The 10,485-nt window shown below is 50.2% G+C and carries 23 protein-coding genes; 22 read left to right on the top strand and 1 reads right to left on the bottom strand.

What is annotated here, in order from left to right:
- The first annotated feature begins 184 nt into the window (after positions 1-184).
- Both bfd and bfr read left to right on the top strand, forming a co-directional pair.
- Positions 185-379, top strand: coding sequence for a bacterioferritin-associated ferredoxin (gene bfd / locus E0L21_RS23720; protein ID WP_017460066.1), 195 nt, complete (start codon positions 185-187; stop codon positions 377-379).
- Between the two features lie 72 nt (positions 380-451).
- Positions 452-925, top strand: a complete 474-nt coding sequence (gene bfr / locus E0L21_RS23715; protein WP_131413691.1) for a bacterioferritin — start codon at positions 452-454, stop codon at positions 923-925.
- Here bfr and E0L21_RS23710 read toward each other — a convergent pair.
- On the bottom strand, positions 912-1,379 hold the full coding sequence (locus E0L21_RS23710; protein WP_131413690.1) for a prepilin peptidase: 468 nt from the start codon (positions 1,377-1,379) through the stop codon (positions 912-914). The genes bfr and E0L21_RS23710 overlap by 14 nt on opposite strands.
- A 377-nt stretch (positions 1,380-1,756) precedes the next feature.
- Between E0L21_RS23710 and rpsJ the strand changes: the two genes are divergently transcribed.
- The 20 genes from rpsJ (at position 1,757) to rpmD (ending at position 10,485) form a co-directional block, all read left to right on the top strand.
- The gene (gene rpsJ, locus E0L21_RS23705; RefSeq protein WP_001181005.1) at positions 1,757-2,068 is read left to right on the top strand and encodes a 30S ribosomal protein S10; all 312 of its coding nucleotides are present in this window, start codon (positions 1,757-1,759) and stop codon (positions 2,066-2,068) included.
- A gap of 32 nt (positions 2,069-2,100) precedes the next feature.
- Positions 2,101-2,730, top strand: a complete 630-nt coding sequence (rplC, locus tag E0L21_RS23700; RefSeq protein ID WP_017460069.1) for a 50S ribosomal protein L3 — start codon at positions 2,101-2,103, stop codon at positions 2,728-2,730.
- Positions 2,731-2,740: 10 nt separating this feature from the next.
- Positions 2,741-3,346 (top strand): 50S ribosomal protein L4, encoded by a 606-nt coding sequence (gene rplD, locus E0L21_RS23695; protein WP_007369811.1) that lies wholly within the window; start codon positions 2,741-2,743, stop codon positions 3,344-3,346.
- The gene (rplW, locus tag E0L21_RS23690; RefSeq protein WP_000617546.1) at positions 3,343-3,645 is read left to right on the top strand and encodes a 50S ribosomal protein L23; all 303 of its coding nucleotides are present in this window, start codon (positions 3,343-3,345) and stop codon (positions 3,643-3,645) included. Before rplD ends, rplW begins: the two co-directional genes overlap by 4 nt.
- A gap of 17 nt (positions 3,646-3,662) precedes the next feature.
- Complete coding sequence (gene rplB / locus E0L21_RS23685) at positions 3,663-4,484, top strand: 50S ribosomal protein L2 (RefSeq protein ID WP_007369812.1); 822 nt, start codon at positions 3,663-3,665, stop codon at positions 4,482-4,484.
- 16 nt (positions 4,485-4,500) lie between these two features.
- Positions 4,501-4,779 (top strand): 30S ribosomal protein S19, encoded by a 279-nt coding sequence (rpsS, locus tag E0L21_RS23680; RefSeq protein ID WP_001138115.1) that lies wholly within the window; start codon positions 4,501-4,503, stop codon positions 4,777-4,779.
- 14 nt (positions 4,780-4,793) lie between these two features.
- Positions 4,794-5,126: a 50S ribosomal protein L22 gene (gene rplV, locus E0L21_RS23675; protein WP_074780819.1), complete on the top strand. Its 333-nt coding sequence runs from the start codon at positions 4,794-4,796 to the stop codon at positions 5,124-5,126.
- 17 nt (positions 5,127-5,143) lie between these two features.
- Entirely contained in the window at positions 5,144-5,845 is a 702-nt protein-coding gene (gene rpsC / locus E0L21_RS23670) for a 30S ribosomal protein S3 (RefSeq protein WP_000529945.1), read from the top strand.
- Between the two features lie 12 nt (positions 5,846-5,857).
- Entirely contained in the window at positions 5,858-6,268 is a 411-nt protein-coding gene (gene rplP / locus E0L21_RS23665) for a 50S ribosomal protein L16 (protein ID WP_007369814.1), read from the top strand.
- On the top strand, positions 6,268-6,459 hold the full coding sequence (gene rpmC, locus E0L21_RS23660) for a 50S ribosomal protein L29 (RefSeq protein WP_024549500.1): 192 nt from the start codon (positions 6,268-6,270) through the stop codon (positions 6,457-6,459). Before rplP ends, rpmC begins: the two co-directional genes overlap by 1 nt.
- A complete protein-coding gene (rpsQ, locus tag E0L21_RS23655) occupies positions 6,459-6,713 on the top strand; it encodes a 30S ribosomal protein S17 (RefSeq protein ID WP_017460070.1) in 255 nt (84 codons plus the stop codon). Before rpmC ends, rpsQ begins: the two co-directional genes overlap by 1 nt.
- 165 nt (positions 6,714-6,878) lie before the next feature.
- Positions 6,879-7,250 (top strand): 50S ribosomal protein L14, encoded by a 372-nt coding sequence (rplN, locus tag E0L21_RS23650; protein ID WP_000613954.1) that lies wholly within the window; start codon positions 6,879-6,881, stop codon positions 7,248-7,250.
- 10 nt (positions 7,251-7,260) lie between these two features.
- Positions 7,261-7,575, top strand: a complete 315-nt coding sequence (gene rplX, locus E0L21_RS23645; protein ID WP_016538464.1) for a 50S ribosomal protein L24 — start codon at positions 7,261-7,263, stop codon at positions 7,573-7,575.
- A gap of 14 nt (positions 7,576-7,589) precedes the next feature.
- The gene (gene rplE, locus E0L21_RS23640; protein ID WP_074780829.1) at positions 7,590-8,129 is read left to right on the top strand and encodes a 50S ribosomal protein L5; all 540 of its coding nucleotides are present in this window, start codon (positions 7,590-7,592) and stop codon (positions 8,127-8,129) included.
- 14 nt (positions 8,130-8,143) lie between these two features.
- Positions 8,144-8,449 (top strand): 30S ribosomal protein S14, encoded by a 306-nt coding sequence (gene rpsN / locus E0L21_RS23635; RefSeq protein WP_007369817.1) that lies wholly within the window; start codon positions 8,144-8,146, stop codon positions 8,447-8,449.
- Between the two features lie 33 nt (positions 8,450-8,482).
- Positions 8,483-8,875, top strand: a complete 393-nt coding sequence (rpsH, locus tag E0L21_RS23630; protein ID WP_039054673.1) for a 30S ribosomal protein S8 — start codon at positions 8,483-8,485, stop codon at positions 8,873-8,875.
- A 12-nt stretch (positions 8,876-8,887) separates the two neighbouring features.
- Positions 8,888-9,421 (top strand): 50S ribosomal protein L6, encoded by a 534-nt coding sequence (gene rplF, locus E0L21_RS23625; protein WP_017460072.1) that lies wholly within the window; start codon positions 8,888-8,890, stop codon positions 9,419-9,421.
- A gap of 9 nt (positions 9,422-9,430) precedes the next feature.
- Positions 9,431-9,784 carry a 50S ribosomal protein L18 gene (gene rplR / locus E0L21_RS23620; protein ID WP_017460073.1) on the top strand — a complete coding sequence of 118 codons (354 nt, stop codon included), beginning with the start codon at positions 9,431-9,433 and terminating at the stop codon, positions 9,782-9,784.
- A gap of 14 nt (positions 9,785-9,798) precedes the next feature.
- On the top strand, positions 9,799-10,299 hold the full coding sequence (gene rpsE, locus E0L21_RS23615) for a 30S ribosomal protein S5 (protein ID WP_007369821.1): 501 nt from the start codon (positions 9,799-9,801) through the stop codon (positions 10,297-10,299).
- A 6-nt stretch (positions 10,300-10,305) separates the two neighbouring features.
- Complete coding sequence (rpmD, locus tag E0L21_RS23610) at positions 10,306-10,485, top strand: 50S ribosomal protein L30 (RefSeq protein WP_001140434.1); 180 nt, start codon at positions 10,306-10,308, stop codon at positions 10,483-10,485.

The raw sequence follows: 10,485 nt of genomic DNA, 5'->3' as shown, positions 1-10,485 counted from the left end.
GAGCTAATTAATTAGCTTTGAATTGAAAGAGGGCGCTTCGGCGCCCTTTTTGCTGCTCGCTATTTACGGTCGAAATATTTGTTGGAAATTAAGCCCCGCTGCGAGCGAGCAGCTTTACAGTTGGGCTATTGTAATCGCAACCATTCTCATTTACACTTTGCGCAGAAATTGAACGGGAGTGATCATGTACGTTTGTTTGTGTAATGGTGTGAGTGATAAAAAAATTCGCCAGGCAGTGCGCCAGTTTCATCCGCAATCATTTCAGCAGCTCCGCAAGTTTGTTCCGGTTGGAAATCAGTGTGGTAAATGTGTTCGCGCAGCAAGAGAGATCATGCAAGACGAACTTACCCAGATGCCGGAATACAAAGAGATTGCCTGAGCCCTTATCTTTTTTTTGACATCCCTGTAGCCCCATCTACGCTTCAATGAGTGGAAGCGGAGGGACTACATAATGAAAGGTGATGTTAAAATCATAAATTATCTCAATAAATTATTGGGAAATGAGCTTGTCGCAATAAACCAATACTTTCTCCACGCGAGAATGTTCAAAAATTGGGGGCTGACGCGCCTCAACGATGTCGAATACCATGAATCTATTGATGAAATGAAACACGCCGATCTTTACATTGAGCGTATTTTGTTTCTTGAAGGTATCCCTAATTTGCAGGATTTGGGCAAACTTGGGATTGGTGAAGATGTTGAAGAGATGCTGCAATCCGATCTCAGGTTGGAACTGGAAGGCGCGAAGGATTTGCGCGAAGCCATCGCTTATGCAGATAGCGTCCATGACTACGTTAGCCGCGACATGATGATCAAGATTCTTGCCGAGGAAGAGCATCATATTGATTGGCTGGAAACAGAACTGGATCTAATAAGCAAAATTGGCCTTCAGAACTATCTCCAGTCGCAAATCAAAGTGGAATAGCAGTTGTAATCACTGAATGGTATCCCGTCAGTAAACCCGCTGCCGCCAGAAATGGCCCGAAAGGCAGTGGGTTTTTTAATGCCTGCAAACTGCGTAATCTGAGTGCGTTAACACTTACCATACTGCAAGCAAATAAGGCGGCTAAAAAAACCAGTCCTGGTAAATTCTGCCAGCCATGCCAGGCACCGAGAGCTGAAAGATATTTTACATCACCGTAGCCGAGCCCTTCCTGTCCGCGCAATGTTTTGTAGCCCCAATAAATAACAGCAAATCCCATGTAACCTGCCGCCGCGCCTATGACCGCCTGCTGCAATAGTTCAGCATTTGCGAAGCAGTGCCAAATTAGTCCCGCCCAAAGAAGAGGACAGGTGAACCGATCTGGCAGTAACCCGGTACGAATGTCGTACCAGACAAGCATCAGATTGAGTAACAGATAAACAGCGAGAAAAAACACGGTGTCCTGCCATATAAGTCAGTAACTGGTGGCATACAGAATGCGAAATTGCTGTGTGAACGCCAATTAACTATTGCTGATGTTGCGTAGCCGTTCGTGAGAAATATCGCTGCTTTATTGCTGTTACGTTTACCCTGCGAGCATGCTCGCAGCACTGCTTAATTTCTAAACTCTGCTTGCGTCTGGCTCAGATTTACGTATAATGCGCGGGCTTGTCGTAAATGACGGCGGGTTCAATCTGAACCACAACGGTGTTGTTTAGCCGTTACAATGCCCCCAATCGGGGGGCTACGTAAGAACGATTACACTCCCCCATCAATCGTAATGGGTGTGAGGAGTAATTATTTTCGTCTATAAATAATTGGAGCTCTGGTCTCATGCAGAACCAAAGAATCCGTATCCGTCTTAAAGCGTTTGATCATCGTCTGATCGATCAATCAACCGCGGAAATCGTCGAGACTGCTAAGCGCACTGGTGCGCAAGTCCGTGGTCCGATCCCGCTGCCGACCCGCAAAGAGCGCTTCACCGTTCTGATCTCCCCGCACGTTAACAAAGACGCGCGCGATCAGTACGAAATCCGCACTCACAAGCGTCTGGTTGACATCGTTGAGCCAACCGAAAAAACCGTTGATGCTCTGATGCGTCTGGACCTGGCTGCCGGTGTAGACGTGCAGATCAGCCTGGGTTAATCAGGTCATCGAGCGATTGAGAGGTTGAAACAATGATTGGTTTAGTCGGTAAAAAAGTGGGCATGACCCGCATCTTCACTGAAGATGGCGTATCTATCCCAGTAACCGTAATCGAAGTTGAAGCAAACCGCGTTACTCAGGTTAAAGACCTGGCTAACGATGGCTACCGCGCAATTCAGGTTACCACCGGTGCTAAAAAAGCTAACCGTGTAACCAAACCGGAAGCGGGTCACTTCGCCAAAGCTGGCGTTGAAGCTGGCCGTGGTCTGTGGGAATTCCGTCTGGCTGACGGCGAAGAATTCACCGTGGGTCAGGACATTAGCGTTGAGCTGTTTGCTGAAGTTAAAAAAGTTGACGTAACTGGCACCTCTAAAGGTAAAGGTTTCGCAGGTACCGTTAAGCGCTGGAACTTCCGTACCCAGGACGCTACCCACGGTAACTCCCTGTCTCACCGCGTTCCGGGTTCTATCGGTCAGAACCAGACTCCGGGCAAAGTGTTCAAGGGCAAGAAAATGGCAGGTCAGCTGGGTAATGAGCGCGTAACCGTTCAGAGCCTGGACGTAGTACGTGTTGACGCTGAGCGCAACCTGCTGCTGGTTAAAGGTGCTGTCCCGGGTGCAACCGGTAGCGACCTGATCGTTAAACCAGCTGTGAAGGCGTGAGGAGATAGCAATGGAATTAGTATTGAAAGACGCGCAGAGCGCGCTGACTGTTTCCGAAACTACCTTCGGTCGTGACTTTAACGAAGCGCTGGTACACCAGGTTGTTGTAGCTTATGCAGCTGGTGCTCGTCAGGGTACTCGTGCTCAGAAGACCCGTGCTGAAGTAACTGGTTCCGGTAAAAAACCGTGGCGCCAGAAAGGCACCGGTCGTGCTCGTTCTGGTTCTATCAAGAGCCCGATCTGGCGTTCTGGTGGCGTGACCTTCGCTGCGCGTCCGCAGGACCACAGTCAAAAAGTTAACAAAAAGATGTACCGCGGCGCGCTGAAAAGCATCCTGTCCGAACTGGTACGTCAGGATCGTCTGATCGTTGTCGAGCAGTTCTCTGTTGAAGCACCGAAAACCAAGCTGCTGGCTCAGAAACTGAAAGACATGGCTCTGGAAGATGTGCTGATCATCACCGGTGAGCTGGACGAAAACCTGTTCCTGGCCGCGCGCAACCTGCACAAGGTTGATGTTCGCGACGCGACTGGTATCGACCCGGTTAGCCTGATCGCCTTCGACAAAGTCGTAATGACTGCTGATGCTGTTAAGCAAGTTGAGGAGATGCTGGCATGATTCGTGAAGAACGTCTGCTGAAGGTGCTGCGCGCACCGCACGTTTCTGAAAAAGCGTCTACTGCGATGGAAAAAACAAATACCATCGTTCTCAAAGTTGCTAAAGACGCGACCAAAGCAGAAATCAAAGCTGCTGTGCAGAAACTGTTTGAAGTCGAAGTCGAAGTCGTTAACACCCTGGTAGTTAAAGGGAAAGTTAAACGTCACGGACAGCGTATCGGTCGTCGTAGCGACTGGAAAAAAGCTTACGTCACCCTGAAAGAAGGCCAGAATCTGGACTTCGTTGGCGGCGCTGAGTAAGTCGGAGGAGTAATACAATGGCAGTTGTTAAATGTAAACCGACATCTCCGGGTCGTCGCCACGTTGTTAAAGTGGTTAACCCTGAGCTGCACAAGGGCAAACCTTTTGCTCCGTTGCTGGAAAAAAACAGCAAATCCGGTGGTCGTAACAACAATGGCCGTATCACCACTCGTCATATCGGTGGTGGCCACAAGCAGGCTTACCGTATTGTTGACTTCAAACGCAACAAAGATGGTATCCCGGCAGTTGTTGAACGTCTTGAGTACGATCCGAACCGTTCCGCGAACATCGCGCTGGTTCTGTACAAAGATGGCGAACGCCGTTACATCCTGGCCCCTAAAGGCCTGAAAGCTGGCGACCAGATTCAATCTGGCGTTGATGCTGCAATCAAAGCAGGTAACACCCTGCCGATGCGCAATATCCCGGTTGGTTCTACCGTTCATAACGTAGAAATGAAACCAGGTAAAGGCGGTCAGCTGGCTCGTTCCGCTGGTACTTACGTTCAGATCGTTGCTCGCGATGGTGCTTATGTCACCCTGCGTCTGCGTTCTGGTGAAATGCGTAAAGTCGAAGCAGAATGCCGTGCGACTCTGGGCGAAGTTGGCAATGCTGAGCATATGCTGCGCGTTCTGGGTAAAGCCGGTGCTGCACGCTGGCGTGGTGTTCGTCCTACCGTTCGCGGTACTGCGATGAACCCAGTCGACCACCCACATGGTGGTGGTGAAGGTCGTAACTTTGGTAAGCACCCGGTAACCCCGTGGGGCGTTCAGACCAAAGGTAAGAAGACCCGCAGCAACAAGCGTACTGATAAATTCATCGTACGTCGCCGTAGCAAATAATTTTAGAGGATAAGCCATGCCACGTTCTCTCAAGAAAGGTCCTTTTATTGACCTGCACTTGCTGAAGAAGGTAGAGAAAGCGGTGGAAAGCGGAGACAAGAAGCCCCTGCGCACTTGGTCCCGTCGTTCAACGATCTTTCCTAACATGATCGGTTTGACCATCGCTGTCCATAATGGTCGTCAGCACGTTCCGGTATTTGTTTCCGACGAAATGGTCGGTCACAAACTGGGTGAATTCGCACCGACTCGTACTTATCGCGGCCACGCTGCTGATAAAAAAGCGAAGAAGAAATAAGGTAGGAGGAAGAGATGGAAACTTTAGCTCAACATCGCCATGCTCGTTCTTCTGCTCAGAAGGTTCGCCTTGTTGCTGACCTGATTCGCGGTAAGAAAGTGTCGCAGGCCCTGGATATTCTGACCTACACCAATAAGAAAGCGGCTGTACTGGTCAAGAAAGTTCTGGAATCTGCCATTGCTAACGCTGAACACAACGATGGCGCTGACATTGACGATCTGAAAGTTACGAAAATTTTCGTAGACGAAGGCCCGAGCATGAAGCGCGTTATGCCGCGTGCGAAAGGTCGTGCAGATCGCATCCTGAAGCGCACCAGCCACATCACTGTGGTTGTGTCCGATCGCTGAGACTCTGGAGACTAGCAATGGGTCAGAAAGTACATCCTAATGGTATTCGCCTGGGTATTGTAAAACCATGGAACTCAACCTGGTTTGCGAACACCAAAGAATTCGCTGACAACCTGGACAGCGATTTTAAAGTACGTCAGTACCTGACTAAGGAACTGGCTAAAGCGTCTGTATCTCGTATCGTTATCGAGCGTCCGGCTAAGAGCATCCGTGTGACCATTCACACTGCTCGCCCGGGTATCGTTATCGGTAAAAAAGGTGAAGACGTTGAGAAACTGCGCAAGGTCGTAGCGGATATCGCTGGCGTTCCTGCTCAGATCAATATCGCCGAAGTTCGTAAACCTGAACTGGACGCAAAATTGGTTGCTGACAGCATCACTTCTCAGCTGGAACGTCGTGTTATGTTCCGTCGTGCTATGAAGCGTGCTGTACAGAACGCAATGCGTCTGGGCGCTAAAGGTATCAAAGTTGAAGTTAGCGGCCGTCTGGGCGGCGCGGAAATCGCACGTACTGAATGGTACCGTGAAGGTCGCGTTCCGCTGCACACTCTGCGTGCTGACATCGACTACAACACCTCCGAAGCGCACACCACTTACGGTGTAATCGGCGTAAAAGTGTGGATCTTCAAAGGCGAGATCCTTGGTGGTATGGCTGCAGTTGAACAACCGGAAAAACCGGCTGCTCAACCTAAAAAGCAGCAGCGTAAAGGCCGTAAATAAGGAGCGTCGCTGATGTTACAACCAAAGCGTACAAAATTCCGTAAAGTGCACAAAGGCCGCAACCGTGGTCTCGCGCAGGGCACGGATGTGAGCTTCGGCACTTACGGTCTGAAAGCTGTTGGCCGTGGTCGTCTGACCGCTCGTCAGATCGAAGCGGCACGTCGTGCTATGACTCGTGCTGTTAAGCGTCAGGGTAAGATCTGGATCCGTGTATTCCCGGACAAACCGATCACCGAGAAGCCGCTGGAAGTTCGTATGGGTAAAGGTAAAGGTAACGTAGAGTATTGGGTTGCCTTGATTCAGCCGGGTAAAGTCCTGTACGAAATGGACGGTGTTCCGGAAGAGCTGGCCCGTGAAGCCTTCGAGCTGGCAGCAGCAAAACTGCCGATTAAAACCACCTTTGTAACTAAGACGGTGATGTAATGAAAGCAAAAGAGCTGCGTGAAAAGAGCGTTGAAGAGCTGAACACCGAGCTGCTTAACCTGCTGCGCGAGCAGTTCAACCTGCGTATGCAGGCTGCAAGTGGCCAGCTGCAACAGACTCACCTGTTGAAGCAAGTGCGTCGTAATGTCGCACGCGTTAAGACTTTACTGACTGAGAAGGCGGGTGCGTAATGACCGATAAAATCCGTACTCTGCAAGGTCGTGTTGTTAGCGACAAAATGGAGAAATCCATTGTTGTAGCTATCGAGCGTTTTGTGAAACACCCGATCTACGGTAAATTCATCAAACGTACGACTAAACTGCACGTACATGACGAGAACAACGAATGCGGTACTGGCGACGTGGTTGAAATCCGCGAATGCCGTCCGCTGTCCAAGACTAAGTCCTGGACGCTGGTTCGCGTTGTAGAGAAAGCGATTCTGTAATAGAGTACGCGTTCTCAAACGAATAAACGGCTCAGCGATGGGCCGTTTATTTTTTCTACCCATATCAAGGAAGCGGTGTTATAATGCTGCGCCCCCGATATGGGGCTTTTTATCGACCCTGATTTTAGGGTCTTCAGTAGTAGTTGACATTAGCGGAGCACTGAAATGATCCAAGAACAGACTATGCTGAACGTCGCCGACAACTCCGGTGCACGTCGCGTAATGTGTATCAAGGTTCTGGGTGGCTCGCACCGTCGCTACGCAGGCGTAGGCGACATCATCAAGATCACCATCAAGGAAGCGATTCCGCGTGGCAAGGTCAAAAAAGGTGATGTGCTGAAGGCGGTAGTGGTGCGCACCAAGAAGGGTGTTCGTCGCCCGGACGGTTCTGTCATTCGCTTCGATGGTAATGCATGCGTTATTTTGAACAATAACAGCGAGCAACCTATCGGTACGCGTATTTTTGGGCCGGTAACTCGTGAACTTCGTAACGAGAAGTTCATGAAAATTATCTCTCTGGCACCAGAAGTACTCTAAGGAGCGAATCATGGCAGCGAAAATCCGTCGTGATGACGAAGTTATCGTGTTAACCGGTAAAGATAAAGGTAAGCGCGGTAAAGTAAAAAATGTTCTGTCTTCCGGCAAGATCATTGTTGAAGGTATCAACCTGGTTAAGAAACATCAGAAGCCGGTTCCGGCCCTGAATCAACCGGGTGGCATCGTTGAAAAAGAAGCTGCAATTCAGGTTTCTAACGTTGCGCTCTTCAATGCGGCAACCGGCAAGGCCGACCGTGTAGGCTTTAGATTCGAAGACGGCAAAAAAGTCCGTTTCTTTAAATCTAACAGCGAAACTATCAAGTAATTTGGAGTAGTACGATGGCGAAACTGCATGATTACTACAAAGACGAAGTAGTTAAGAAACTCATGACTGAGTTTAGCTACAATTCTGTCATGCAAGTCCCTCGGGTCGAGAAGATCACCCTGAATATGGGTGTTGGTGAAGCGATCGCTGACAAGAAACTGCTGGATAACGCAGCAGCTGACCTGGCAGCAATCTCCGGTCAAAAACCGTTGATCACCAAAGCGCGCAAATCTGTTGCGGGCTTCAAAATCCGTCAGGGCTATCCGATCGGCTGTAAAGTGACTCTGCGTGGCGAACGCATGTGGGAGTTCTTTGAGCGCCTGATCACTATTGCTGTACCGCGTATCCGTGACTTCCGTGGCTTGTCCGCTAAGTCTTTCGACGGTCGTGGTAACTACAGCATGGGTGTCCGTGAGCAGATCATCTTCCCAGAAATCGACTACGATAAAGTCGACCGCGTGCGTGGTTTGGATATTACCATTACCACTACTGCGAAATCTGACGAAGAAGGCCGTGCTCTGCTGGCTGCCTTTGACTTCCCGTTCCGCAAGTAAGGTAGGGTTACTTCATGGCTAAGCAATCAATGAAAGCACGCGAAGTTAAACGCGTAGCTTTAGCTGAAAAATACTTCGCGAAACGCGCTGAACTGAAAGCGATCATTTCTGATGTGAACGCTTCCGACGAAGATCGTTGGAATGCTGTTCTCAAGCTGCAGAGTCTGCCGCGTGATTCCAGCCCGTCTCGTCAGCGTAACCGCTGCCGCCAAACTGGTCGTCCGCACGGTTTCCTGCGGAAGTTCGGGTTGAGCCGTATTAAGGTCCGTGAATCCGCTATGCGCGGTGAAATCCCGGGTCTGAAAAAGGCTAGCTGGTAATTGTCACCAATTGAATCACGGGAGTAAAGACAGATGAGCATGCAAGATCCGATCGCGGATATGCTGACCCGTATCCGTAACGGTCAGGCCGCGAACAAAGCTGCGGTCACCATGCCTTCCTCCAGGCTGAAAGTGGCAATTGCCAACGTGCTGAAGGAAGAAGGTTTTATTGAAGATTTTAAAATTGAAGGCGACACCAAGCCGGAACTGGAAGTGACTCTTAAATACTTCCAGGGTAAAGCTGTGGTAGAAAGCATTCAGCGTATCAGCCGCCCAGGTCTGCGCATCTATAAGAAAAAAGATGAGCTGCCGAAAGTTATGGGTGGTATGGGTATCGCAGTTATTTCTACCTCTAAAGGTGTTATGACTGATCGTGCAGCGCGCCAGGCTGGTCTTGGTGGCGAAATTATCTGCTACGTAGCCTAATCGGAGGAAAAAATGTCTCGTGTTGCTAAAGCACCGGTCGTTATTCCTGCCGGCGTTGACGTAAAAATCAACGGTCAGGTTATCACGATCAAAGGTAAAAACGGCGAGCTGACTCGTACTCTCAACGATGCTGTTGTAGTTAACCAAGCAGACAATGCTCTGACTTTCGGTCCGCGTGATGGTTACGCAGACGGTTGGGCTCAGGCTGGTACCGCGCGTGCCCTGCTGAACTCAATGGTTATCGGTGTTACCGAAGGCTTCACTAAGAAGCTGCAGCTGGTTGGTGTAGGTTACCGCGCAGCGGTCAAAGGGAATGTAGTAAACCTGGCTCTGGGTTTTTCTCATCCTGTTGATCATCAACTGCCGGCCGGTATCACTGCAGAATGTCCGTCACAGACTGAAATCGTGCTGAAAGGCGCGGATAAGCAGGTGATTGGCCAGGTTGCAGCAGATCTGCGCGCCTACCGTCGTCCTGAGCCTTACAAAGGCAAGGGTGTTCGTTACGCCGACGAAGTCGTGCGTACCAAAGAGGCTAAGAAGAAGTAAGGTAACACTATGGATAAGAAATCTGCTCGTATCCGTCGTGCGACCCGCGCACGCCGCAAGCTCAAAGAGCTTGGTGCGACTCGCCTGGTGGTACATCGTACCCCGCGTCATATCTACGCCCAGGTAATCGCATCGAATGGTTCTGAAGTTCTGGTAGCTGCTTCTACTGTAGAAAAAGCTATCTCTGAACAACTGAAGTACACCGGTAACAAAGACGCGGCCGCAGCTGTGGGTAAAGCTGTAGCTGAACGCGCTCTGGAAAAAGGCATCAAAGATGTTTCCTTTGACCGTTCCGGGTTCCAATATCATGGTCGCGTCCAGGCACTGGCAGATGCTGCCCGTGAAGCTGGCCTTCAGTTCTAAGGTAGAGGTGTAAGATGGCTCACATCGAAAAACAAGCTGGCGAACTGCAGGAAAAGCTGATCGCGGTAAACCGCGTATCTAAAACCGTAAAAGGTGGTCGTATTTTCTCCTTCACAGCTCTGACTGTTGTTGGCGATGGTAACGGTCGCGTTGGTTTTGGTTACGGTAAAGCCCGCGAAGTTCCGGCAGCGATCCAGAAAGCGATGGAAAAAGCCCGTCGCAATATGATTAACGTCGCGCTGAACCACGGCACCCTGCAGCACCCGGTTAAGGGTACTCACACGGGTTCTCGTGTATTCATGCAGCCGGCTTCCGAAGGTACCGGTATTATTGCCGGTGGTGCAATGCGCGCCGTTCTGGAAGTCGCTGGGGTTCATAACGTTCTGGCTAAAGCATATGGTTCCACCAACCCGATTAACGTGGTTCGTGCAACTATTGATGGCCTGGAAAATATGAAATCCCCGGAAATGGTCGCTGCCAAGCGTGGTAAATCCGTTGAAGAAATTCTGGGGTAATTGACCATGGCAAAGACTATTAAAATCACCCAAACCCGCAGTGCAATCGGTCGTCTGCCGAAACACAAGGCAACGCTGCTTGGCCTGGGTCTGCGTCGTATTGGTCATACTGTTGAACGTGAGGATACTCCTGCGGTTCGCGGTATGGTCAACGCGGTTTCCTTCATGGTTAAAGTTGAGGAGTAA

Source organism: Kosakonia quasisacchari (assembly GCF_004331415.1).
GTDB classification, from domain to species: domain Bacteria; phylum Pseudomonadota; class Gammaproteobacteria; order Enterobacterales; family Enterobacteriaceae; genus Kosakonia; species Kosakonia quasisacchari.
The sequence above is the reverse complement of the archived record's forward strand: the minus strand, read 5'-3'. Positions and strand labels throughout refer to the sequence as shown.

Excerpts from the sequence above, each read along its gene's own strand:
- bfd (WP_017460066.1), top strand. The coding sequence starts at position 185 with ATGTACGTTTGTTTGTGTAATGGTGTGAGTGATAAAAAAATTCGCCAG.
- bfr (WP_131413691.1), top strand. The coding sequence starts at position 452 with ATGAAAGGTGATGTTAAAATCATAAATTATCTCAATAAATTATTGGGA.
- rpsJ (WP_001181005.1), top strand. The coding sequence starts at position 1,757 with ATGCAGAACCAAAGAATCCGTATCCGTCTTAAAGCGTTTGATCATCGT.
- rplC (WP_017460069.1), top strand. The coding sequence starts at position 2,101 with ATGATTGGTTTAGTCGGTAAAAAAGTGGGCATGACCCGCATCTTCACT.
- rplD (WP_007369811.1), top strand. The coding sequence starts at position 2,741 with ATGGAATTAGTATTGAAAGACGCGCAGAGCGCGCTGACTGTTTCCGAA.
- rplW (WP_000617546.1), top strand. The coding sequence starts at position 3,343 with ATGATTCGTGAAGAACGTCTGCTGAAGGTGCTGCGCGCACCGCACGTT.
- rplB (WP_007369812.1), top strand. The coding sequence starts at position 3,663 with ATGGCAGTTGTTAAATGTAAACCGACATCTCCGGGTCGTCGCCACGTT.
- rpsS (WP_001138115.1), top strand. The coding sequence starts at position 4,501 with ATGCCACGTTCTCTCAAGAAAGGTCCTTTTATTGACCTGCACTTGCTG.
- rplV (WP_074780819.1), top strand. The coding sequence starts at position 4,794 with ATGGAAACTTTAGCTCAACATCGCCATGCTCGTTCTTCTGCTCAGAAG.
- rpsC (WP_000529945.1), top strand. The coding sequence starts at position 5,144 with ATGGGTCAGAAAGTACATCCTAATGGTATTCGCCTGGGTATTGTAAAA.
- rplP (WP_007369814.1), top strand. The coding sequence starts at position 5,858 with ATGTTACAACCAAAGCGTACAAAATTCCGTAAAGTGCACAAAGGCCGC.
- rpmC (WP_024549500.1), top strand. The coding sequence starts at position 6,268 with ATGAAAGCAAAAGAGCTGCGTGAAAAGAGCGTTGAAGAGCTGAACACC.
- rpsQ (WP_017460070.1), top strand. The coding sequence starts at position 6,459 with ATGACCGATAAAATCCGTACTCTGCAAGGTCGTGTTGTTAGCGACAAA.
- rplN (WP_000613954.1), top strand. The coding sequence starts at position 6,879 with ATGATCCAAGAACAGACTATGCTGAACGTCGCCGACAACTCCGGTGCA.
- rplX (WP_016538464.1), top strand. The coding sequence starts at position 7,261 with ATGGCAGCGAAAATCCGTCGTGATGACGAAGTTATCGTGTTAACCGGT.
- rplE (WP_074780829.1), top strand. The coding sequence starts at position 7,590 with ATGGCGAAACTGCATGATTACTACAAAGACGAAGTAGTTAAGAAACTC.
- rpsN (WP_007369817.1), top strand. The coding sequence starts at position 8,144 with ATGGCTAAGCAATCAATGAAAGCACGCGAAGTTAAACGCGTAGCTTTA.
- rpsH (WP_039054673.1), top strand. The coding sequence starts at position 8,483 with ATGAGCATGCAAGATCCGATCGCGGATATGCTGACCCGTATCCGTAAC.
- rplF (WP_017460072.1), top strand. The coding sequence starts at position 8,888 with ATGTCTCGTGTTGCTAAAGCACCGGTCGTTATTCCTGCCGGCGTTGAC.
- rplR (WP_017460073.1), top strand. The coding sequence starts at position 9,431 with ATGGATAAGAAATCTGCTCGTATCCGTCGTGCGACCCGCGCACGCCGC.
- rpsE (WP_007369821.1), top strand. The coding sequence starts at position 9,799 with ATGGCTCACATCGAAAAACAAGCTGGCGAACTGCAGGAAAAGCTGATC.
- rpmD (WP_001140434.1), top strand. The coding sequence starts at position 10,306 with ATGGCAAAGACTATTAAAATCACCCAAACCCGCAGTGCAATCGGTCGT.